This is a genomic window from Bordetella muralis, assembly GCF_965139205.1.
Lineage (GTDB): Bacteria > Pseudomonadota > Gammaproteobacteria > Burkholderiales > Burkholderiaceae_B > Bordetella_A > Bordetella_A muralis.
On sequence record NZ_CBCSIU010000007.1, the window covers coordinates 181,966 to 204,327 of the forward strand.

The 22,362-nt window shown below is 60.0% G+C and carries 23 protein-coding genes; 17 read left to right on the plus strand and 6 right to left on the minus strand.

Going from position 1 to position 22,362, the window contains the following annotated elements; genetic code table 11:
* The first annotated feature begins 280 nt into the window (after positions 1 to 280).
* Together ACNA0I_RS12880 and ACNA0I_RS12885 are read left to right on the plus strand one after the other, a co-directional pair.
* Entirely contained in the window at positions 281 to 1,540 is a 1,260-nt protein-coding gene (locus ACNA0I_RS12880) for a PA0069 family radical SAM protein (protein ID WP_415806398.1), read from the plus strand.
* A 12-nt stretch (positions 1,541 to 1,552) separates the two neighbouring features.
* Complete coding sequence (locus ACNA0I_RS12885) at positions 1,553 to 2,041, plus strand: hypothetical protein (RefSeq protein ID WP_415806399.1); 489 nt, start codon at positions 1,553 to 1,555, stop codon at positions 2,039 to 2,041.
* A 99-nt stretch (positions 2,042 to 2,140) separates the two neighbouring features.
* Here the strand turns inward: ACNA0I_RS12885 and ACNA0I_RS12890 are convergent, their stop codons facing one another.
* On the minus strand, positions 2,141 to 3,013 hold the full coding sequence (locus ACNA0I_RS12890) for an EamA family transporter (protein WP_415806400.1): 873 nt from the start codon (positions 3,011 to 3,013) through the stop codon (positions 2,141 to 2,143).
* 263 nt (positions 3,014 to 3,276) lie between these two features.
* Between ACNA0I_RS12890 and rplS the strand changes: the two genes are divergently transcribed.
* Complete coding sequence (gene rplS, locus ACNA0I_RS12895) at positions 3,277 to 3,657, plus strand: 50S ribosomal protein L19 (protein WP_415806401.1); 381 nt, start codon at positions 3,277 to 3,279, stop codon at positions 3,655 to 3,657.
* Positions 3,658 to 3,763: 106 nt separating this feature from the next.
* On the plus strand, positions 3,764 to 4,513 hold the full coding sequence (locus ACNA0I_RS12900; RefSeq protein WP_415806402.1) for a CoA pyrophosphatase: 750 nt from the start codon (positions 3,764 to 3,766) through the stop codon (positions 4,511 to 4,513).
* A 26-nt stretch (positions 4,514 to 4,539) separates the two neighbouring features.
* On the opposite strand, the gene rsgA is transcribed toward ACNA0I_RS12900, so the two are convergent.
* Positions 4,540 to 5,451 (minus strand): ribosome small subunit-dependent GTPase A, encoded by a 912-nt coding sequence (gene rsgA / locus ACNA0I_RS12905; RefSeq protein WP_415806403.1) that lies wholly within the window; start codon positions 5,449 to 5,451, stop codon positions 4,540 to 4,542.
* On the minus strand, positions 5,448 to 6,707 hold the full coding sequence (locus ACNA0I_RS12910) for a M48 family metallopeptidase (protein ID WP_415806404.1): 1,260 nt from the start codon (positions 6,705 to 6,707) through the stop codon (positions 5,448 to 5,450). The genes rsgA and ACNA0I_RS12910 overlap by 4 nt, the downstream gene beginning before the upstream one ends.
* Positions 6,708 to 6,756: 49 nt before the next feature.
* Between ACNA0I_RS12910 and orn the strand changes: the two genes are divergently transcribed.
* On the plus strand, positions 6,757 to 7,302 hold the full coding sequence (gene orn, locus ACNA0I_RS12915; RefSeq protein ID WP_415806405.1) for an oligoribonuclease: 546 nt from the start codon (positions 6,757 to 6,759) through the stop codon (positions 7,300 to 7,302).
* Positions 7,303 to 7,514: 212 nt separating this feature from the next.
* On the opposite strand, the gene paaX is transcribed toward orn, so the two are convergent.
* Positions 7,515 to 8,447, minus strand: a complete 933-nt coding sequence (gene paaX / locus ACNA0I_RS12920; protein ID WP_415806406.1) for a phenylacetic acid degradation operon negative regulatory protein PaaX — start codon at positions 8,445 to 8,447, stop codon at positions 7,515 to 7,517.
* 169 nt (positions 8,448 to 8,616) lie between these two features.
* On the opposite strand from paaX, the gene paaA reads away from it, so the two are divergent.
* The 9 genes from paaA to paaK all read left to right on the plus strand — a co-directional run bounded on the left by paaA (position 8,617) and on the right by paaK (position 16,949).
* Complete coding sequence (paaA, locus tag ACNA0I_RS12925) at positions 8,617 to 9,606, plus strand: 1,2-phenylacetyl-CoA epoxidase subunit PaaA (protein WP_415806407.1); 990 nt, start codon at positions 8,617 to 8,619, stop codon at positions 9,604 to 9,606.
* 211 nt (positions 9,607 to 9,817) lie between these two features.
* Positions 9,818 to 10,102 (plus strand): 1,2-phenylacetyl-CoA epoxidase subunit PaaB, encoded by a 285-nt coding sequence (gene paaB / locus ACNA0I_RS12930; RefSeq protein ID WP_094820434.1) that lies wholly within the window; start codon positions 9,818 to 9,820, stop codon positions 10,100 to 10,102.
* Positions 10,103 to 10,116: 14 nt separating this feature from the next.
* Positions 10,117 to 10,881, plus strand: a complete 765-nt coding sequence (gene paaC, locus ACNA0I_RS12935; RefSeq protein WP_415806408.1) for a 1,2-phenylacetyl-CoA epoxidase subunit PaaC — start codon at positions 10,117 to 10,119, stop codon at positions 10,879 to 10,881.
* Between the two features lie 32 nt (positions 10,882 to 10,913).
* Positions 10,914 to 11,384: a 1,2-phenylacetyl-CoA epoxidase subunit PaaD gene (gene paaD / locus ACNA0I_RS12940; protein WP_415806458.1), complete on the plus strand. Its 471-nt coding sequence runs from the start codon at positions 10,914 to 10,916 to the stop codon at positions 11,382 to 11,384.
* An 18-nt stretch (positions 11,385 to 11,402) separates the two neighbouring features.
* Entirely contained in the window at positions 11,403 to 12,491 is a 1,089-nt protein-coding gene (paaE, locus tag ACNA0I_RS12945) for a 1,2-phenylacetyl-CoA epoxidase subunit PaaE (RefSeq protein ID WP_415806409.1), read from the plus strand.
* Between the two features lie 26 nt (positions 12,492 to 12,517).
* Entirely contained in the window at positions 12,518 to 14,182 is a 1,665-nt protein-coding gene (gene paaN / locus ACNA0I_RS12950; RefSeq protein WP_415806410.1) for a phenylacetic acid degradation protein PaaN, read from the plus strand.
* 14 nt (positions 14,183 to 14,196) lie between these two features.
* Positions 14,197 to 14,985 (plus strand): 2-(1,2-epoxy-1,2-dihydrophenyl)acetyl-CoA isomerase PaaG, encoded by a 789-nt coding sequence (gene paaG / locus ACNA0I_RS12955; protein ID WP_415806411.1) that lies wholly within the window; start codon positions 14,197 to 14,199, stop codon positions 14,983 to 14,985.
* A gap of 63 nt (positions 14,986 to 15,048) precedes the next feature.
* On the plus strand, positions 15,049 to 15,540 hold the full coding sequence (paaI, locus tag ACNA0I_RS12960; protein ID WP_415806412.1) for a hydroxyphenylacetyl-CoA thioesterase PaaI: 492 nt from the start codon (positions 15,049 to 15,051) through the stop codon (positions 15,538 to 15,540).
* A gap of 95 nt (positions 15,541 to 15,635) precedes the next feature.
* Positions 15,636 to 16,949: a phenylacetate--CoA ligase PaaK gene (gene paaK, locus ACNA0I_RS12965; RefSeq protein WP_415806413.1), complete on the plus strand. Its 1,314-nt coding sequence runs from the start codon at positions 15,636 to 15,638 to the stop codon at positions 16,947 to 16,949.
* 5 nt (positions 16,950 to 16,954) lie between these two features.
* Here paaK and ACNA0I_RS12970 read toward each other — a convergent pair whose 3' ends face one another.
* Both ACNA0I_RS12970 and ACNA0I_RS12975 read right to left on the minus strand, forming a co-directional pair.
* A complete protein-coding gene (locus ACNA0I_RS12970; protein WP_415806414.1) occupies positions 16,955 to 17,995 on the minus strand; it encodes a Bug family tripartite tricarboxylate transporter substrate binding protein in 1,041 nt (346 codons plus the stop codon).
* A 40-nt stretch (positions 17,996 to 18,035) separates the two neighbouring features.
* On the minus strand, positions 18,036 to 19,265 hold the full coding sequence (locus ACNA0I_RS12975) for a CaiB/BaiF CoA transferase family protein (RefSeq protein ID WP_415806415.1): 1,230 nt from the start codon (positions 19,263 to 19,265) through the stop codon (positions 18,036 to 18,038).
* 170 nt (positions 19,266 to 19,435) lie between these two features.
* Between ACNA0I_RS12975 and ACNA0I_RS12980 the strand changes: the two genes are divergently transcribed.
* From ACNA0I_RS12980 to ACNA0I_RS12990, 3 genes are all read left to right on the plus strand, one after another.
* Positions 19,436 to 20,647 (plus strand): ABC transporter substrate-binding protein, encoded by a 1,212-nt coding sequence (locus tag ACNA0I_RS12980; RefSeq protein WP_415806416.1) that lies wholly within the window; start codon positions 19,436 to 19,438, stop codon positions 20,645 to 20,647.
* Between the two features lie 10 nt (positions 20,648 to 20,657).
* Entirely contained in the window at positions 20,658 to 21,515 is an 858-nt protein-coding gene (locus ACNA0I_RS12985) for an HTD2 family dehydratase (RefSeq protein WP_415806417.1), read from the plus strand.
* A gap of 89 nt (positions 21,516 to 21,604) precedes the next feature.
* On the plus strand, positions 21,605 to 22,348 hold the full coding sequence (locus ACNA0I_RS12990) for an SDR family NAD(P)-dependent oxidoreductase (protein ID WP_415806418.1): 744 nt from the start codon (positions 21,605 to 21,607) through the stop codon (positions 22,346 to 22,348).
* Positions 22,349 to 22,362: the final 14 nt, after the last annotated feature.

The window sequence follows — 22,362 nt, forward strand, 5'->3', positions numbered from 1 at the left end:
CACGTACTGCTCATCAGTTTGCTCCGAACTTGCTGTGCTGTCTGAATTCCCAGGCGGTGATTCATGTCGAGACCAAAACGGGCCTCATTGGCCGCCGTCCGTAGGGGCGGCGGCCTGTTGTTTTTAGGCTAAATCCAATATCCATGCGGGTTTCCAGCCGATTTCCAAAGTGTGAAATCGATTGTTCAGACGGCGAGCGCGTCTTGGGGTAAAGTGAGATTTCGCCCGATTAGGGCATTTGGGGCTTGCTGAAAGTACTGGTTTTTTGTACAGTACTTTCATGGAACGCACCAAGCACGCTTTTTCCGCCGGTTCTGGGTCCCCGGCTACCGCCCCCGCCGCCTTGCGCGGCCGGGGAGCGGTTACTAATGTTCGGCATCGATTCGAACAGACCGAGCGTGAGCCTGCCGACGACGGTTGGTCCAGCGGGCAGGTGGCGGCTTCCCAGGACGATGTTTCCGACGCCGACATTGCCGGCGGTTACATTCCCATCGTTCCCGAATCGACCCTGAAGACCACTGTAACGTCCGAGCAGGCGCGCAAGCTCCTCTCACGTAACGATTCTCCCGATATTCCCTTTGACGTCGCCGTGAACCCCTATCGTGGGTGCGAGCATGGCTGCGTCTATTGTTACGCCCGGCCGACTCACGCCTACCTGGGGTATTCCCCCGGGCTGGATTTCGAGACTCGCCTGATCGCCAAGGCCAATGCCGTCGATGTGTTGCGAGCCGAGCTGGCGCGTCCGGGGTATCGCGTTTCGCCGATCAATATTGGCTCGGCGACGGATGTGTATCAGCCCATCGAGCGCGAATGGCAGCTGACCCGCGGCGTGCTTGAGCTCTTGCTGCAAACACGGCATCCCGCCACGATCGTCACCAAAAACGCGCTGATCGAGCGCGATCTCGACCTGTTGCAGCCTCTGGCAGAGCAGCGCTTGATCACGGTGTACATCAGCGTGACGACACTGGATACCGAGATGGCGCGCACGCTCGAGCCGCGCGCATCTGCCCCCTGGCGGCGCATTCAGGCCATTCGCACGCTGACGAATGCCGGAGTGCCCGTGGGCGTGCTGGTGGCACCCATCATTCCATTCATTAACGACGAATCTCTCGAACGCATCCTGCAGGACGCACGCCAGGCAGGTGCCTGCTACGCCAGCTATACCGTGCTGCGCCTGCCCTGGGAGGTCAAAGCTGTTTTCCAGGAATGGCTGGAGGCCCATTTCCCCGATCGCGCGCAGCGCGTGCTGCACCGTATCGAGGATATGCGCAATGGCCGGCGCAACGACCCTCAATTTGGCACGCGGATGCGGGGCACGGGCCTGTGGGCCAATTTGCTGCGTCAGCGTTTCAACCTGGCCGTACGCAAACTGGGCCTGAATACCACTCGCTCCCAGTTGGTCACGCATTTGTTCCAAGCGCCCAGGGCAGCGAGCCCGGCGTCCTCTGTCTCGGCTGCCTCGGCGGCAGGGCAGAGCTCATCCCGGCAATCGAAATCCTCGTCGCCGCTTTCGTCTTCACCGCAGTTAGCGCTGTTCTAACCGGAGCCTTTCATGTCCACTGCCACGCTTGCTTCCGATACCGTTGTTTCCTTGCCTTCCCGGCTGCCGACCTGGGTACCACGCATGCTGGCGCGAGCCGCAGTCGGTGTGTTGCGTCAGCCTGCCAAATGGCCTTTTTCTTCTGGCTTGTCCCAGGGGCGTCATCGCGCCTTGGCGCCGGCTGCGCAGTCGGATGTCATCGGCACTGCCACCGTTGTCCAGCCAGTAGAGGCGCCGGCCATTGAGGTTCAGCCGGTTGTTCAACCGACGCCCGCGGCCCGGATTTCCCAGCCGATCGTCGGTGCTGCTCAGACGCATGTGTCTGCCGCCGCACTGTCAATGGATACGATGGCCGCGCACAGCCAGTCCATGGGGACGGCCAGCCGAGCACTGAGCCAGGGCGTGACCGTGCGCCAAATGGTGGGTGATGTCTTGCTGGTCGCGATGTGGGGGGCGTTGATTCCCGGGTTGATGTGGCTCGGGGCGGCAGCGGGGTTTTAAGCCTGCTTTTCCGTGGTTAGAGGCCTCGTTGCACAGTAGCAGTGTTCGCCTGCATACGGCCAAATCACGCTGTGCCGTAGCGACCGTCCGAGAGCCCGTTTAGCTGGACCCGAGCAGGATCACCCCGGCCAGAATGGCCAGGCATCCCAGTAGCCGTCCGACGCCGACCTTTTCTCGCAGGAGAAACATGCCGGCGAGGGTGCCCAGCATCATCGACATTTCGCGGGCGGGGGCGACCAGGCTCAACGGTGCGCCGTTGCGCAGCGCATAGAGCACCAGGATATAGCCCAGCGGCGACAACAGGCCGACGGCCCAGGCGAGGCGCCAGTATTCCCGCATGGCTTGCCAATTTTCCGCGCGGCGCTTCATGACGTGCGGCGCCATCATGACGGTACGTGTAGCACAGGTGAACCAGTCAAAGAGCACCGGCATGATCAGCAGCACCTTGACGCCGTAGGCGTCTACCACGGTGTATGTCGCGATGAACAGGCCAATCACAATGCCCCAGCGCACGCCGAGCCATGCCTGGGGCTGGCGGAATAACGACAGCCTGCCCTGTGTGGCAATCAGCAGCACGCCGCCGACGACGCACAGCATGCCGATGATCCCGGTGGTCGTTGCGGGCTCGCCCAATAGTAAAAATGCGCCTGCGGTAGACAGCAGGGGGCCAGTACCGCGGGCGATGGGATACACCACCGACAGATCCGCGACCTGATAACCGCGTTGCAGACACAGGCTATAACCCAGGTGCAGGGCGCTGGATGCCAGGATGCACACAATGACGGGCCAGCTCCAGACCATCCCTTCGTGCAGCAGGATCCATATCACCCAGGGCGCATATAACAGCGTAGCGCACAGCCCATAGGCAAAGACAAAGACCGGACCCACCATGGCGGCTCGTTTGGCCAACAAATTCCACGAGGCGTGGGCCATGGCCGCCAAGACAACCAATATCAGGGACGAGTAAGACATGGGTGCTGCAGTTGCGGTATATGACAGAAATATGACATTTCGATCTGCAAGGGTACTGCTAAAACCGCCCAAAAAGGGGACGGTGTTGCACAAGGCCTGGGATTTCTGCGCGCGTGCAGGTGGTATGTACGTAAAGTCTTGATTTGATGTAGAATGCTCGGTTTACCACAAACCTCATCCTCTGCTTGCGTACAGCAAAGGTCCCGGCCCTGGCCGGCGCCCCACGCAAAAACAGCGCAAGGCACGATGATCTCGGAGTTCTCATGAACCTCATCGCTATCCTGGAACAGGAAGAAATCAAGCGCCTGACCGGCGACAAGACCATGCCCGAATTCGCCCCTGGCGATACCGTAGTGGTCAGCGTCAACGTCGTTGAAGGCACCCGCAAGCGTGTGCAGGCCTACGAAGGCGTCGTGATTGCCAAGCGCAACCGCGGCCTGAATTCGTCCTTCATCGTGCGCAAGATCTCGTCGGGCGAAGCCGTCGAGCGTACGTTCCAACTGTATTCCCCGCAAATCGCCGGCATCGAAGTCAAGCGCCGTGGTGATGTGCGTCGTGCCAAGCTGTACTACCTGCGCAGCCGCTCGGGCAAGTCGGCTCGTATCAAAGAAAAGCTGGTCATCAAGCAAGCCAAATCGGCTTGATTGGTCTCGGTGTGATGCCCGCTCAGGCAGGATCACACCGCGCTTCCCGGCGATCCGGGTTAAAAAGGCACCTATCAAGGTGCCTTTTTTAACGTTTGCTGCAGGTATGCCCGACCCTTCGTCCCGTCCTCGCCGGCCTCCCGCCGCCGTGCAATTCGATCCCGCCGCTCAACCTTGGCAGCCCGCTGATGCGGGGCTGACGGCGATCGCGCCAGATTTGCTGGTTCCCCAGCGACTGCGTGGAGTGCTGAGCCACGCAGGACCGTGGCCCCAGGACCCGCTAGGTTCGACCGAATACCGCCATCCCGGACGCGAGGGCGCTCCTGTACTGGCAGCAGTCTTGATCCCCATGGTCGTTCATCCCGAGGGGGTGAGCATCATGCTGACGCAGCGCACGGCACACCTGTACGATCACGCCGGCCAGATCAGTTTTCCGGGAGGGCGCGTGGAAACCTCGGATGCCTCGCCCATTGCAACGGCACTACGCGAGGCCGAAGAAGAAACCGGTCTGTCTGCCGAGTATGTCGACGTGCTGGGTTCGATGCCCGCTTATTTGACGTCGACGGGGTTTTCCATCACGCCGGTGTTGTCGCTGGTGCGCCCGGGTTTTACGCTGAAGCCCGATGTCTTCGAAGTCGCCGAGATATTCGAGGTGCCTCTGACTTTTTTGACGGATCCTGCGAATCACCGACTCTACCGCGGGCCATTGCCCGACGGGCGTGAAAGGCTGTATTACGCCATGCCTTGGCATCAATACTTTATTTGGGGGGCCACCGCGGGCATGTTGCGCAACCTGTATCACATGCTGCGTCATGGTTTGACGGCTGACATAGGTGGCGCTTCGTTCGGGCGGTGACTGTACCAGCTGCCTTTCCAACCAGGTCAGTAGCGTTGCTGCGCGGCCTCGCTTTCTTCGAGAATGCGCCGATACAGCGCGTAACGCCCCGCATCGATCTCCCCGGCCTGTAGCGCTGCCACGACGCCGCAACCCGGCTCGTGCCGGTGCGTGCAGTTATAAAAACGGCAGCGTTCAATATGCGCGGTGAATTCCGGGAAGCCTCGCAGGATATCGTCGCCCGACAGATGTTGTAGGCCGAACGCTTGAAATCCCGGGGAATCAATCAGATCGCCGCCCGGCGCAGGCAAGTGATACAAGCGCGTACTGGTGGTTGTATGCCGGCCCATGTCCAACGCCGACGAATGTTCTCGCGTCGCCGCGTCGGCATCGGGCACCAGTGCATTGAGCAGCGTCGATTTGCCCATGCCGCTTTGGCCCAGCAGCAGCGTGGTTTTGCCGGCCAGCTTATCCGCCAGCGCGGCATGTACTGAGGGCCGATCGTGAGCACTGAGTTCGATGATGGGAACCCCTAAGGCACGCACGGATGCCAGCCGTGCGCGGGCCGCGGCGACACCGGTTTCCAGATCGACTTTGTTCAGAATGATCAGCGGCTCGATCCCGGCGCTCCAGGCGCCTGCCAAGGCGCGTCCCGCCAGATCGTCCGAAAAGGTCGGTTCGACTGCGACCACGATCAGCAATTGGTCGACATTTGCCGCAAACTGCTTGGAACGCATTTCGTCCGAGCGGAATAGCAGATTGCTGCGCGGCAAAACCGCATCGATGGCACCTTCGTCACGCCCTTGAGGGGCGACGCGTACCCGATCGCCCACGGCAGCGCCCGCTTTTTTCCCGCGAGGGAAGCAATGACGTTGAGATCCGTCGGGGAATTCCACCACATAGTGGCGGCCGTGTGCCGCAATAATACGGCCCTCTAATGGCTGGCTGCTGGCGCTCATGCGTGCTGCGTCAGGTGGCGGATACGCACGGCGGCGGGAGGATGACCATCGTAAAAGGCTGAGTGCACGGGGTCGGGGGTCAGAGTGGCGGCGTTGTCATCGTACAGTTTGACGAGCGCCGAGACGAGCTGTTCGGGCGAGCTTTGGCTGGCCGCATAACGGTCGGCCTCGAACTCGTCACGGCGAGAGTACCAGCTGGCGATCGGGGTCAACATAAAGGTAAACACGGGTATCACCAGGAAAAACAGCAGTAGCGCCATCGCATCATTGCGGCCATTCAGGCGTGGCAATACGCCCAGGCCTTCGTAGAACCAGGGTTGTTGCGCCAACCAGCCCAGCACCGCAAAAAACAGCAGGGCAGCGGCCAGGCTCAGCACGATACGTTTGACGATGTGGCGTTTGGCAAAATGTCCCAGTTCATGCGCCAGCACAGCTTCGATCTCGTCCGCATTCAGGCGCGCCAGCAGCGTGTCGAAAAATACAATGCGGCGCGATTTGCCAAAGCCGGTGAAATACGCGTTGCCATGCGCCGAGCGGCGCGAGCCGTCCATGACGAACAGGCCATTGAGCGCAAAACCGCAGCGCTGTGCGAGCTGTTTGATCCGGCTCGCCAGATCGGGATCGGATAGCGGCGTGAATTTGTTGAACAGCGGCGCGATGAAGGTCGGAAAAATGAACAGCAACAACAGGTTGAACGCCGTCCATAGGCCCCAGGCCCATAGCCACCATAAGCTGCCGGCACTCGCCATCAACCAGAAAATGGCGGCTGCCAAGGGAGCGCCCAGAATCAGCGACAGCAGTATCCCTTTGACCAAGTCAGAGGCAAACAGCCCTGGAGTCATGCGGTTAAAGCCAAAACGGGCCTCGAGTTTGAATTGGCGCCACAAGGTAAAAGGCAGACCCAGCACCCCCAGCAGCAGCGCGATGCTGCCTACCAACAGCAGCTGACGCAGCAGGTCATTCGAGGTGAGCTGTGCCACTGCCAGATCGATGGCCTGCAGGCCGCCCAGCAAGGTCAGGGCTACCAGAATGCCCGCGTCGTACACTCGTTCCAGCATCCCCAGCCGCACGCGCGCCGCCGTGTAGTCCGCGGCACGCTGGTGGCTAGCCAGGCCGATACGCGGTGAAAACTCAGGTGGAACCTGGTCTCGGTGGCTGGCGACATGGCGGATCTGGCGCATGGCCAGCCATTGGCGCACACAGAGATCGGCAACCAGAAAGGCGACAAACAGCAGGGTTAAAGTGGTCAGTGGCACGGAGTTGGCGTTGCGTATGAGAAAATGTGGTGTTTTATAGGCAAATTATATGGCTGCGAACGAAAATCGCCTGGTCTGGCTCGATATGGAGATGACCGGGCTCGACCCTAGCAAAGAGCGCATCATCGAAGTGGCCGTGGTGGTCACCGAACCGGACCTGACCATTGTGGCCGAAGGCCCCGTGCTGGTCGTGCATCAGCCCGACAGCCTGCTGGATGCCATGGACAACTGGAACAAGTCCACGCACGGCAAAAGCGGTCTGATCGACAAGGTCAAGGCGTCCACCCTGAGCGAGGTCCAAGCCGAGCAAACGCTGCTGGATTTCCTGTCTCAGCATGTGCCTGCCGGCAAATCACCGCTGTGCGGCAACACCATCAGCCAGGATCGCCGCTTCATGTACGCCTACATGCCCAACCTGGAGCGTTTTTTCCACTACCGCAATCTGGATGTCAGCACCTTGAAAGAGCTGGCTCGCCGGTGGGTGCCTGCGGTGTACAAGGGCTTTGAAAAGAAAAGCAAGCACGAGGCGCTGGCGGACATTTACGAGTCCATCGACGAGCTGAAGTATTACCGCGAGCATTTCCTGAAAGTATAAGAGGGCGATGATGTTGGCCGCCGCTATGGTTTTTTAGGCGCCGGCGTTCGCCGTGTAAAAGGGGCGCCGGCCCTATCGCACGGACTCGCCCCATGAGCAGGGGGCTCGGTCCGCTGCGCGGACTGAATCCGCGCTCTACGGGCCGGCGCCCCTTTTACACGGCGAACGCCGGCTCGCGCTGTCTTCACATGACGGATGATTCCATCGCTCGCCTAGACCGGCCGTCCCCCAAACCTCGCATATACCTCATCCGACAACGGCGTATACCGCTCGTTATCCTTGCCCGCGACAGCATCGAGATACTGCTCCGAAGCATCGAACAATTTCCAGTAGATCCTGCCGCATAGTTCCCGTGCGGCGTGACCAGGCCATTGCTCGGGCAACATGGGCACCGGCAGTTGCGGGTCGTGCAGGACAATGCGCCGCCACGTATGCAGCAGCAGCATCCGCGCGGCAAAGGCGTCGACGGGCTCGGCGGGCGCGTCCAACAGTTTGTCCAGCGGCCCCAACTGACTGGAAAAATGACGGTATTGGTCGGCCAGTGCGTCCAGATTCCAGCATTGCGGGGCCAGACTGGCGATGGGCAGTCCGCCCGCGCCGGCGAGATCGCGCCCGGCCAGAACGAGCGCCTTGTCGGGAATGCCGAGTTTTTCCAGGATTTCATGCGCCGTATTCGCGTCCGCCTGCGGGTGGGCGAACAGCCCTGGCGCAATCAAGGCAAAGCCCTCCCACGTTAATTCACGACGCAGTTCCACGCGCTCGGACAGCGCGTTGTTGCCCAGGCGGGGCAGGGCGACAAGGGTCCAGTCGCCATTCCATTGGGCGGACGGGCCGTCGTAGATGCGTTGCGAGGCGTGTGCGGTACGGCGGCGGCCGAGTTCGGATAGCTGATACAGGCTGCGCCGTCCATGGCGCTCGGCCTGCAGCCAGCCTTGGGCAACCAAGCGGAATACGCTGGTGCGCAGCAAACGCTCGTTGATGCCCAAGGGTTCGAGCAGCTCGATGATGCCCCCCAGCCAGATGGCGCCGCCGTGGCATGCCAACGCATCGCCCAGCAAGCTCACGCATAGCGATTTCGCGCGCGGCGGGTCGTCTTTGAGCAACCGGGCCACGTAGCTGCCTAGGGAAGAAGGGGTGTTTGCCATCGAAATCCAGGCCGGATATCAGAATGCTGAACATGATACACATTTTTAATGTGATACAAGAATTTCTTTGACAATTGATTTTGTGTATTAAATAATCGTCCTTAAGCTGAGTCAGATAAACGATCGGTGTGGGCGCCTGCAGGCGCATGCGGCCGTACAGGAGACGAACATGTATGCACAGCTAGTCGAAACCGGCGTCAAGCAGGTCCGCAATGTGGATGAACTTTCCGGTCCCGAGCAGGCCTTTCAACGCCGCGTCGATGAGGGCGTGCGCATCGAGCCCCAGGACTGGATGCCCGAGGCCTATCGCAAAACGCTGATTCGGCAGATTTCACAGCACGCGCATTCCGAAATCGTCGGCATGTTGCCCGAGGGCAACTGGATCACGCGTGCGCCGTCGCTCAAACGCAAGGCCATTTTGTTGGCCAAGGTGCAGGACGAGGCGGGGCATGGCTTGTATCTGTATAGCGCTGCCGAGACGCTGGGTGTGTCGCGCGATGAGCTGGTCGACGATCTGCTGACGGGGCGCGCCAAGTACTCCAGCATTTTCAATTACCCCACCTTGTCCTGGGCCGACATCGGCATGATCGGCTGGTTGGTGGATGGTTCGGCCATCATCAATCAGATTCCGTTGTGCCGGTGTTCGTATGGCCCTTACGCGCGTGCCATGGTGCGCGTCTGTAAAGAGGAGTCGTTTCATCAACGGCAGGGCTATGACCTGCTGATTCAAATGTGCCTGCACGGTACGCCCGAACAAAAGGCCATGTGCCAGGACGCGTTGAATCGCTGGTGGTGGCCGGCGTTGATGATGTTTGGTCCGTCCGATGCGGATTCGCCGAACAGCGCGCAATCGATGGCCTGGAAGATCAAGCTGTTTTCCAACGACGAGCTGCGTCAGAAAATGGTCGATCAGACTGTACCCCAGGCCGAGTATCTGGGCCTGACGGTGCCCGATCCCGATCTGAAATGGAACGCCGAACGCGGTCACTACGATTTTGGCGAAATTGATTGGACCGAGTTTTACGCGGTCATCAAGGGCCATGGCCCTTGCAACCGCGAACGCCTGGCGGCTCGCAAAAAGGCCCACGAAGCGGGCGCCTGGGTGCGCGATGGCTTGGTGGCCTATGCCGAAAAGCAGGCGCAACGCAAGGCGGCGTGATCGCAGCGACAGACAGGCCGCCCGAATACCTTGGTCGCCGATGCGCACGAGGCGGCGCATATGAGTGTTCGACGCGGTACGTGGCGGGCAGTGAGCCCGCAACGCGATGCAGGATGAACGGGGATTCCCCTCACGAACATCAAGCCGGTTGTCGGCAACCGAATGATTTCAGGGCGGATAAGGTGCCGCCCAACACTAAAGGATAGGCATCATGAGCAAGGAATGGCCGCTGTGGGAGGTCTTTATCCGCAGCCAGCATGGTCTGGCGCACAAGCATGTGGGCAGTTTGCACGCCTCCGATGCGGAGATGGCCATCAATCATGCACGCGACGTCTACACTCGTCGTAACGAAGGTCTCAGCATCTGGGTCGTACGTGCGGCCGATATCGTGGCGAGCAGTCCGGCGGACAAAGAGCCGTTGTTCGATCCGGCCAGCAACAAGGTCTATCGGCATCCCACGTTTTTCCCGATGCCCGACGAAATCAAGCACATGTAAAGGAGGGCGCGAGCATGGACAAGCCCTTTTTCGAGTATCTGTTGCGTTTGGGCGATACCACGCTGATCCTGTCGCAGCGCCTGTCCGAATGGTGTGGGCACGGGCCTGCGCTGGAGGAAGACCTGGCGCTGACCAACACAGCACTGGATCTGCTGGGACAGGCACGCATGTGGTTGACGCTGGCCGGCGAGGTGGAAGGCGCGGGGCGTGACGAGGATGCATTGGCGTATTTGCGTCATGCACATGAGTTTCGCAATCTGATCCTGGTCGAGCGGCCCAACGGGCATTATGGCGATACGCTGGCGCGGCAGTTTTTCTTTGACGTATGGCATTACTTTCTGCTGCAGCGCCTGACGCAATCCACCGACGAGCGTGTAGCCGCCATTGCGGAAAAATCGCTGAAAGAAGTCACCTATCATGTACGCCGCTCGTCGGATCTGGTGGTGCGTTTAGGGGATGGTTCTGAGACCAGTCACGCCAAGATGCAAGACGCCGTCGACGACGCATGGCGGTATACGGGTGAGCTGTTCGTTGACGATGACGTCGATCACGAGATGGTTGAGCGCGGTATTTCCTGTGAATTGGGCTCCCTGCGCGGATCCTGGCTGGCGCATGTGCGCGAGGTGTTGGCCGAGGCGACATTGACGATGCCCGCCGAGGATGACGCGGGCCACCTGGCCTACCAGGGTGGGCGTCAAGGCCGCCACACCGAGGCACTGAGCTATGTGCTGGCGGAAATGCAGTCGCTGCCACGTGCTCATCCGGGAGCCGTCTGGTGAACGGCGTTGCGATCGTGCCGCCGAGCCAGGTCATGGCCTGGCTCGAAGGCGTGCCCGACCCGGAGATCCCCGTGTTATCGGTGGTGGATCTGGGCGTGATACGCGAGGTGGCATGGGAAGACGGCACGTGCGTGGTCACCATTACACCCACGTATTCCGGTTGCCCTGCGATGCGCGAAATCTCGGAGGATATCCAACGGACATTGGCGGATCATGGTGTCGCCGCGGTCCGTATACAGACGAGATTGTCCCCGGCCTGGACGACCGATTGGATGAGCGAACGTGGCCGAGCGGCGCTCAAAGGTTATGGCATCGCGGCCCCGGTGGAGCGAGCCGTTGATGTATCCGGCATCAGCCGGCGTGCCGCCGGGCGGTTGGTCGTGTGCCCGCACTGCGGCTCGTCGCAAACGCGCTTGATCAGTCATTTCGGCTCGACCTCGTGCAAGGCGCTTTATCGCTGCAATGCTTGCCGCGAGCCGTTCGATTATTTCAAAACACACTGAGCAGGGCCGGATCACGCCATGAGTCAGAATTCTTTTCATTCTCTGCGAGTCGCCTCCGTGGCGCGCAATACGCGCGATGCCGTGGTGGTGACGTTCGATTTGCCCGAGGCACTGCAATCGCAGTTTGAATTTCGTCCGGGCCAGTATCTGACGCTGCGCACTCAGCTCGAGGGCGAAGAGCTGCGCCGTTCTTATTCGATTTGTTCTGCCCCTGGCGACGGCGTATTGCGCGTCGCGATTAAAAAAGTCGATGACGGCGCATTCTCCAGCTGGGCCAATCACGCGTTGCAGGCCGGTCAGATGCTCGAGGTCATGCCGCCCGCCGGCAATTTCACGGTGGATTTTTCGCCGGAGCATCAGCGACACTATGTCGCGTTCGCCGTGGGCAGCGGCATCACGCCGGTATTTTCCTTGGTGAAGACCGCGCTGTCGACCGAGCCGCACAGCCGATTTACCCTGTTCTTTGGCAATCGCGCCTCGTCGTCGGTGTTGTTCCGCGAGGAAATCGAGGACCTGAAAAACCTGTACATGGACAGGTTTTCCCTGGTCTACATCATGAGCCGCGAGAGCCAGGACATCGAGCTATTCAATGGCCGGCTCGATGGCGACAAAGTCGATCAGCTCTTGTCCGCATGGATGCCTGCCGCCGATATTGATTATGCTTTTGTCTGTGGTCCGCAGACCATGATCGAGAGTGTGGTGCAGCATCTGCAGGATCGCGGCGTGCCGAAATCGCAGATCAAGTTCGAGTTGTTCGGCGCGCCCCGCGGACCACGAGCCTTGCGTACGGGCCGTGATACGCCCGCCGCCCCTGGAAAAGGGCAGTGCGAGGTGACGGTCGTGCAAGACGGCCACAGCCGCAGTTTTGTCATCCAGAAAAATAAAGACAGCGTCCTGGACTCGGCGCTGGAGCAAGGCATCGAATTGCCGTACTCCTGCAAAGGCGGAGTATGTTCGACGTGCCGCTGCAAGGTCATCGAAGGCGAGGTCGATATGGACGCGAATTTCGCGCTAGAGGACTATGAGGTCGCGCGCGGCTTTGTGCTGAGCTGCCAGAGCTTTCCTGTCAGCGATCGCCTCGTGTTGGATTTTGATCAAGAAACCTGAACAAACTATTTATCCGGAGACTGCACGTGTCATCAGAATTTTTCGAACGCCATCAGCCTGTGCTAGAGCGTGCCTTGGCCGCCGCCGCCGATCGTGGTTATTGGAGTCCATTCGCCGAGTCACCCAGCCCACGCAACTATGGCGAGACTGCCAATGAGGACGGACGCGCCGCTTTCGAAGCTTTGCGCGGCAAGCCTTTTCCGTTGGAACTCAGCGGTGCCGACGGTACGGTGGGTGCCGAGCAATCGCCTTATGGTTTCGCCCTGGATATTACGTATCCGCGTGTGCCGCCGGCCGTGCTGGTACAGTCCGCCGCTCAAGCGTTCGAATCCTGGCGCCGTGCCGGACCGCGCACCTGGGTTGGGGTATCGCTGGAAATCCTGGCACGCGTGAATCGGCGCAGTTTCGAGATCGCGCACGCGGTTCAGCACACCACAGGCCAGGGTTTTATGATGGCTTTTCAGGCAGGCGGCCCGCATGCGCAGGACCGTGGCCTCGAGGCAGTGACCTATGCCTGGCAGGAAATGGCGCGTATTCCCGATGTGGCGTTGTGGGAAAAACCGCAGGGCAAGAATGATCCCATCAAGATGGAAAAGCGTTTCACGGTAGTGCCTCGTGGTACGGCGCTGGTGATTGGCTGCTCGACCTTTCCGACCTGGAACGGCTATCCGGGCTTGTTTGCCAGTTTGGCAACAGGCAACGTCGTGATCGTCAAACCGCATCCCAGCGCCATTCTGCCGCTGGCGATCACGGTGCAGGTGGCGCGCGAAGTCCTGGCCGAAGCGGGCTTTGATCCCAACGTTGTGCAGTTGGCCGCGCATGCTGCGGGCGACGATACCGCACAGCAGTTGGCTCAGGATCCCTCCGTCAAGATCATCGACTTTACCGGCAGCAGCGCCAACGGCAATTGGCTGGAGCAAAACGCCCGCCAGGCCCAGGTGTACACCGAGAAAGCAGGTGTCAACCAGATCATCATCGACTCGGCCGAGGACCTGAAAGGCGTGGTGCGCAACCTGGCCTTTTCGCTGGCCTTGTATTCCGGGCAGATGTGCACGGCGCCGCAAAATATCTACGTGCCTCGCGATGGTATTAAAACGGCAGAGGGGCACGTCAGTTTCGACGACGTCGCCGCGGCATTGGGAACGGCCGTGGGCAAACTTTGCGCCGATCCCGCCAAGGCAGTGGAACTGACGGGGGCGATTCAAAACGAAGGCATCGTCCAACGCATCGAACAGGCTCGCGCATTGGGCCTGCCAGTCGTGGTGGACAGCCAGTCGCTGGCGCATCCTCAATTTGAAAACGCGAGGGTGCATACGCCGCTGGTGCTGCGTACCGACGCCAGCAATCCCGACATCAGCAAAGAATGGTTCGGGCCGATTGCTTTCGTCGTAGCGACGGACTCGACGGCGCACAGTATTGAACTGGCGCGCAATAGTGTGATCCAGCACGGCGCGCTGTCCTTTGGCGCCTACACGACGGATGACGATGTCGCGGCCCGGATCCAGGATGCGGCAGAGGTGTCGGGCGTGGCGCTGTCGTTGAATCTGACGGGCGGCGTGTTCGTGAACCAGACTGCCGCGTTCAGCGATTTTCATGGCACGGGCGCCAACCCGGCGGCCAATGCCGCGTTGTCGGATTCGGCCTTTGTGTCCAACCGCTTTCGCGTCGTGCAGACGCGCCGTCACGTCTGACAGGAGCGAATTCCATGACTTATCAAAGCATCCTGTTCGATCTGTCTGGCGGCATCGCACGTCTGACGCTGAATCGTCCCGAAAAGCTCAATAGCTTTACCGCCACCATGCATGGCGAGGTGGCCGATGCATTGACCCGAGTCGAGAACGAGGGGGCACGTGTGCTGGTCCTGACGGGCGCCGGGCGCGGGTTTTGCGCAGGTCAGGACCTGAGCGAGCGTCAGATGGCCGCAGACGGCATACCTCCCGATCTGGGCGAGACGGTAGAGAAGTTCTATGCACCGTTGGTGCGTCGCCTGAACGCGCTGCCTATGCCTGTGGTGGTCGGTGTGAATGGGGTCGCAGCAGGAGCAGGGGCCAATCTGGCCTTTGCAGGCGACATCGTGATCGCCAAGGAATCCGCCAGTTTCATCCAGTCGTTCTGCCGTCTCGGCTTGATCCCGGATACCGGTGGCACATATGTGCTGCCTCGTCTGGTGGGACGTGCGCGCGCGATGGGATTGGCGATGTTGGGCGACAAGCTCACCGCTCGCCAGGCCCAGGACTGGGGCCTGATCTGGCAATGCGTGCCCGATACGGAATTCGAGGTGACACTGGACAAGCTGGCCACGCATTTTGCGTCAGCGCCGACACGCGGATTGGCCAGCACGAAACAAGCCTTGCAGGTGAGCTTGCAAAATGACCTCTCGACGCAGTTGAACCTGGAGCGCGACCTGATGCGTGAATTGGGACGCAGCGCCGACTATGCCGAAGGCGTAGCGGCATTCATGGCCAAGCGCGAGCCGCAATTCAAAGGGCAGTGATCGCCGCAAGCCCCGTGAGACCGGGGCCCTGTTTCACAGCAACCTAGAGATACGCCTACCGACATGCACACTGGACTGACAACCCCCTCGGCACCGAAGCAGGATCTTGATGTCCCTACCGATCCCCAGGCTCTCGCGCAGGCCGTTGGAGACACGATGTACGCGGCCGACGCAGCGACCCAGGGCCTGGGCATGCAGGTCGTCGAGATTGCGCCCGGCTACGCGCGCCTGACGATGCCCGTACGCCCAGACATGCTCAATGGCTATCAGACGTGCCATGGGGGCTTTTTGTTTTCCTTGGCGGATAGCGCCTTTGCTTTTTCGTGCAATTCGCGCAATGTCAGTACGGTGGCCTCGGGGTGCACGATTGATTTTCTGGCGCCTGGATTTGCCGGAGACGTGTTGACGGCCGTGGCGCAAGAGCGTTCGCTGGCGGGGCGCACCGGCGTTTATGACGTCACCATCACCAATCAGGATGGCAAGCAGTTGGCGTTGTTTCGCGGGCGTTCCTATCGCATCAAAGGCCAGATCGTGGGTGCACCGCCAGAGCGTTGATGGCCATTCATACCCGGGTATTGCGGCCTCGCCATACTTGTTGATTACGTTGATAAAGCGGCGAGAAGCCGTACAGTATTTCAGGAGACAGCACCATGTCCAACACCGTGAGCAAGCCGGGACTGGATCTCATCGAACATGCGAGCCGCGACGAAATCGAGGCTTTACAGCTGCAGCGCCTGCAGTGGACGGTGACCCATGCTTATCAGAACGTGCCGCACTATAAACAGGCGTTCGATGCGGCAGGTGTGCACCCAGATGATATGAAGCATCTGTCGGATATCGCCAAGTTTCCTTTTACGACCAAGAAAGATCTGCGCGACAACTATCCTTTTGGCATGTTCGCCGTGCCGCGTGAAAGGGTGTCGCGCGTGCACGCGTCCAGCGGCACGACGGGCAAGCCCACAGTGGTGGGTTATACCGCGCAAGACCTGGATAACTGGGCGAATCTGGTGGCGCGTTCGATTCGTGCGGCCGGTGGCAAGGCGGGCGATATTGTGCATGTGGCCTATGGCTATGGGCTGTTCACTGGCGGGCTGGGCGCGCATTACGGGGCCGAGCGATTGGGTTGCACGGTGATCCCCATGTCGGGCGGCCAGACTGAAAAGCAAGTGCAGCTGATCAATGATTTCCGACCGGACATCATCATGGTCACCCCTTCGTATTTCTGCAATATCCTCGAAGAACAACGCCGTCAGGGGATTGACCCGCGTCAGAGCTCGCTGCGTATCGGCATCTTTGGCGCCGAGCCCTGGACGGGGCAGATGCGCCAGGATATCGAAACCGAGGCGGCGATCGATGCGGTCGATATCTATGGATTGTCCGAAGTAATGGGGCCGGGCGTGGCCAGCGAATGTGTGGAAACCAAGGACGGCCCGGTAGTATGGGAGGATCACTTCTACGCCGAGATCATCAATCCGGAAACCGGCGCGCCCGTGGCTGACGGCGAGTCGGGCGAGCTGGTATTCACCTCGTTGACGAAAGAGGCGATGCCCATCATTCGCTACCGAACTCGCGATTTGACGCGTCTGCTGCCGCCCACGTCGCGCAGTATGCGCCGTATCGGCAAGATCACGGGTCGTAGCGACGATATGTTGATTGTGCGCGGGGTGAACCTGTTCCCCACTCAGGTTGAAGAACAGGTCCTGAAAATCGCACAGCTCGCGCCGCATTATCAACTGGTGTTGACGCGCAACGGACATCTGGACGAGTTGGAAATCCTGACCGAGGTGCGCGACGAGTTTGCGAATTTGCCAGAGGCAGAGCGCGAGGCGCTAGGCAAACAATTGCAGCATGCCGTCAAGTCGTATATCGGTGTGACTGCCAGAGTCCGTGTTGCGGAGTGCGGCTTTGTCGAGCGTACGTTGACGGGTAAGGCGCGGCGGGTGATTGACAAGCGTCCGCGGTGATTCCGTCAGAGCGAGATGTTGGCCTTTTGGGCGACATCTCGCCAACGTTTCAGATCCGCCTGCAATTCGTTCGCGAATTGATCTGGTGAATCCAGTACCGGCTGTACGCCACGCGTGATCATGCGGTCTTTGGCAGCCTTGCTTCCCATGCTGTCGCGAGTGGCGGCGTACAGAGCCTCCGTGATTTTCGGGCTGAGTTTTGCCGGACCAAACACGCCGAACCAGGTTGTGGTGTGGAATCCGGGCACGCCTGCTTCTTGCACCGTAGGAATGTCCGGCGCATTGCTCGCCCGTTCGCTGCTGGTGACTGCCAGGGCGCGCACTTGTCCGCTTTGGATATAGGGCAATGACGATGGGAGGGTATCGAAATAAGCATCCACTCTGCCGCCTATCAGGTCGGTGATGACCTGGGCGCTGCCCTTGTAGGGAACGTGTTGAAAGTTTTTCGCCCCTGCTGATTGCAGGAACATTTCTGCTGCCAGGTGGGTAATATTGCCGATACCTGCCGAGCCGTAGACGACGGGCTTTTTGCTGTCCTTGGCATATTGCAGGAAATCCGCAAGGGATTTGACCGGTAATTTCGGATTCACGATGAGCACCAGCGGGGTATAGCCGATCTGCGTGATGGGCGTGAAATCCTTGACCGCGTCATAGGGCAGCGACGGCGTCAATGCCGGGCTGATGGCCTGCGACGCGGTTACGCCGAGCAGCAGGGTGTATCCGTCGGCGGCGCTGCGCGCGACTTCGGATGCGGCGATGGTGCCGTTTGCGCCGGGCTTGTTGTCGACGACCACACTGGTGCGCAGGGTTTCCCCGAGCTGTTGTGCGACTTGCCTGGCGACAAAATCCGCGCCTCCTCCTGGCGGGAATCCCACGACCAATCGAATGGGTTTGTCGGGAAAGTCAGCAGCGTGTGTTGTTGATGGAGCGGCTGTAGCCAATAGGGACACCGATGCCGCGCAGGCGGCGATGCGGCTCAGGATAGGTGAAACGACTTGGGTTGCCAGGGGCCGTTTTGCCCCTCTTACAAAGGTGAGTCTACGCATTGTTGTCTCCGTTGTCGTCAGAACGGCGTGACCTGCCCGTTCAAGCGTCTTTACGTACTGGCGCCCATGCAAAGTCGCCAGCGTGAACTGCGGCAATGGCGCCGCTGGCCAGTAGCGCTTCGCATTGCTCGGGCGATAACCCGGCCTTGCGCAGCACTTCCAGGGTGTGCTCGCCCAGCTCAGCGGGCGGCAATGGGGAGGCGTCTGCTCCAGCAACCTGCAGACGCGGAAATTCCGGAACGTCGAACGCCAGCCCGCGATACTGGACGTGCCGCAGTTTGCCCGGTTGATGCGCCTGAGGGGCTTCTAAAACGCGCTCCAGCGGCAATACTTCGGTGCAGCCGACGCCGTTGGCTTTTAACCGGGCAACGACCTCGTCGAAGGGGCAAGCCGCGATGGCATCTCTAACGATTCTCTCGACCTGTTCGCGCGCTTTTTTCCTGTCGCGTAGGTGGTAAAGGCTGGCGTCGTCCGCCTGCGGCAGTTCCATCGCCTGGCAGAATTTCAGCCAATGTCCATCGGTGAGCATCAGCAAGTACAGCCAGCGCTCATCTGCAGTCAGATAGGCGCCATAGCCTGGCATGCTGAACTCGCCGTGCGGCTCGCGCTCTGGCCGCCCGAGTAATTGCGTCTTGAGTTGTACGCCCACCAGATCGCGCGAGGCCACGTGCAGGCCGGTTTCGTACAGGCCGACTTCGACGTGATCGCCTTGGTCTTGCTGCTGTTGTTGAATCAATGACGACAAAATGCCGATGACCGCATAGGCGCCGGCAAACTGATCGTGGTACGACGGCCCGAGCCGGCTAGGACGGCCGTTGATCCGGTTGCCCTCCATGACGCCAGTGGAGGCTTCGGCGACCGGGTTCGATGCTAGGTCGTTTTCCTGCGGGCCCGCAGCATAGCCACGAATATGGCAATAGATCAGTTTGGGATTGATCGCGGCGCAATCGTCGCGTGAGAGCCGCAGCTTGCGCGCGGCGTTCGGCGCCAGGTTATGCACCAGCACATCGGCGGTCTGCAGCAGTTTGCAAAACGCGTCGTAGCCTGCAGGACTGGCAAGATCGATGCATACGCTTTTTTTGCCATGGCTATAAGCGATGAAGGTGCCGCTGGGACCACCGCGCACCAGACTGCGAGTGGGGTCCCCTCTAGGCGGTTCGACCTTGATGACGTCCGCACCCAGTTGCGAAAGGATGTGCGCGGCAAATGGCGCCGCCAGCATGGTGCCTAATTCAATGATGCGGTAACCGGTAAGGGTAGGGGTAGTCATCGAGTGTCTCCTGCATGTTTTGATAAAGAATGCATTCTATATTTTTAAAAAGCCTGAGTTTTATCTAAATTCACTAGGGAAAGTACGTATTCTTCGGCTCAAATTAAAATATAGAATGCATTCTAAGTCGTGCGACAGATCACGATCGATGCAAAAAACGGAGACGAGACATGCGCAGAAGGACTTTTCTTTCTGGTTGTGCGGCAGCGGCTACCATCGCTTTGCCGGGCTGGGCGCGAGCACAACAGGGCGCGGTTGGTATCGATGCCGCATCCAAGACGGTGACGGTGGGCGCGTTCACGCCGGTGACTGGGCCGGTGCCGTTCTATGCGATCCTGACGCGAGCGGCCGACGCTTGCTTTAAGCATGTCAACGATACGAATGCCTTGGACGGCTGGAAGATCAAGTTCGTCACGTATGACGATGGCTATGAACCCGCACGCAGCGTCGCAGTAACGCGGCGCCTGGTAGAGGAGGACAAGATCTTTGCATTGGCGGCGCCGGTGGGCACGGCGCAATCGGTCGCAGTGATTCCGTATGCCAAAGAGGTCGGCTTGCCGATGATCGGGCCGATCGGCGGGGCGACGGCCTTGTTTTCCGAACGCCTGGTCTTCCCCTTGTTGCCGGATTACGGATGGTCTGCGGCATCCAATCTGGACTATGCCATCAATGGACTCAACGCCAGCCGTGTAGCACTGCTATGGGAAAACGACGAGCTCGGACGATCCGCAAAACGGGGTTTTGATCTCTTGATGCAGGCTCGGCAACTGCAATCCGCGGAGTCGATTCCATTTGAGGTTCGCAGTACAGATTTCACGCCGCATGTCCGCCGTATCGCGAATGCCAAGGCGGAAGTCGTGATTTTGTTCGGATCGAATGCGAATTTAGCCGCAGCGTTAAAGACAGCAGACCGTCTGGGACTGAAAGCCAAATGGATGGCGCCATTTTTTACGGCGGATCCGACCACGTACAAATTGGCCGGCAAGCTACTGGACGGAACGTATTTTTCGTCATGGTTGATGCCGGTCGACGCGGATGATGCAGCCATCAAAGCCTATCGCGACACAGTCGCCAAGCGCTATCCCAACGATCCCATTGGCGTGTTTGGCCTGAATGGCTGGAGTAACGCCTCGCTGTTTGTCGAAGGGTTCCGCATGCTGTTGGCCAGCGGCAAACCGTTGACGCGCGCGAGCCTGGTCGACGTGATGGAAACGATGACGAACCGCGCCGTGGGCGGCGCGCGTGAAGTGACCTTCAAGGCAGGAGACCACCGGGGCGCGCGGCAAGAAGGCATCATCCAGGCGCAAAGCGGTGGCGGGTTCAAGCTGGTGCGTGGATTCGAGCCCTATCCTGCAGCCGTTTTTGACGCAAAACTATCGTAGGGGAATGAGTGTGAGCGAGCTGTATGCAGCATGGGTGGGCCGCGAAGAGTCGCGTACAGAGTATGTGAATGTGAATACGGTAGCGGCAATGGCCGCGACCTTGGATTGGGAAAAGACGCCTGCCCAGGGGGAGGCTTTGCCGCCTGGCTGGCAGTGGCTGTTTTTCAATGGGGCAGCCCGGCGCAGCGGATTGGGAACGGATGGCCACCCGCAGCGGGGCGGTTTTTTACCGCCCATTGAATTGCCGCGCCGTATGTGGGCTGGCAGCCGTATTCGGTATCTGAATGACTTGCCTATCGGCGAGCAGGCGACCCGGCAGAGCCGTATTCTGAAGGTCGAGAACAAAGTCGGCAAACGCGGATCGCTTTGGTTCGTGACGGTGCAGCATACGACTACGTGCCAACAGCGGGATTGCATCGTGGAGGAACAGGACATCGTGTATCGCGAGGCGACGCCTGTGACGACGGCAACGAGCGCATCAGCGACGCCGGTCAAGCCTGCCCGTCACGAGGAAATCGCGCAATGGGGGCGTGAGGTGTGGCCCGACACCACATTGCTGTTTCGCTATTCGGCATTGACTTTCAATGGTCATCGTATTCATTACGATCAGGCCTATGCGCGCCAGGAAGAGGGTTATCCGGACCTCGTCGTGCATGGGCCGCTGACAGCGACGTTATTGCAGCAATTCGCCCTGGAATACGGCGACGGACGCCAATTGTCGAGCTTTGATTTTCGCGGTGTGAGTCCGTTGTTTGTCGCCCATCCATTTCAATTGGAGGGCCGCGAGGCGGATGACGGCAGTGTCGACGTATGGGCCCGCGGTCCAGACGGCGAGTTGGCCATGTCTGCCAAGGCCACTTATCGCTGATTGGGCCAGTCGTGTGCACGGGCACAGCGCATTCGCCCGGCGCTACATCTGGATCGGTGTTGAACAATACATTCAGGAGACAAAAGACAATGGCACAACATTTAAGCGGTCCTGCAGACCTGCAAGGACAAGTCGCTTTCATCACCGGCGGTGCAGGTTCAATGGGGCGCGCCATTGCGAATGCGTTCAAGCAGGCGGGGGCAAGGGTGATCGCCACGGACCGGGCAGAGCGCGCAGATATCGGCCCCGAGATTGACTATCGCCAATACGATGTGACCTCGCGGGCGCAAACGGACAGCGTGATCGATGGCGTGCTCAAGGACTACGGCAAGATCGATATTCTCGTGCTGTGCGCAGGCATTATTGCCCGGACTACATTGGCCGACAGTACGGATGATGAGTGGGACGCATTGATGTCGGTCAATGTTCGCGGGGTAGTGAATCCCGCGCGCAAGCTGTTTCCGTTGATGTGCGACCAGGGGTTTGGAAAAATTTTGGCGGCGGGCTCCATTGCCGCAAAGAATGGCGGCGTGGCCTCCGGTCCGGCCTATGTCGCCTCGAAGTCGGCGGTGCACGGCATGATGCGATGGATCGCCAAAGCCGGCGCACCCCACGGCGTGTACGCCAATACCTTGGCGCCGGGACCCGTCGAGACGGCGATGTGGGCGAGCATCACCAAAGAAGGCGCTCCGGCGGCGAATGCGACGGTGCCGTTGGGCCGTTATGGCAATCCGGACGATATTGCCCAGGCCGCGCTGTTCCTGTGTTCACCGGCTTCGAACTGGATCACTGGTACGTCGCTGGATATCAGCGGCGGTATGTGGATGGCCTGAACGCCGGAGACGCA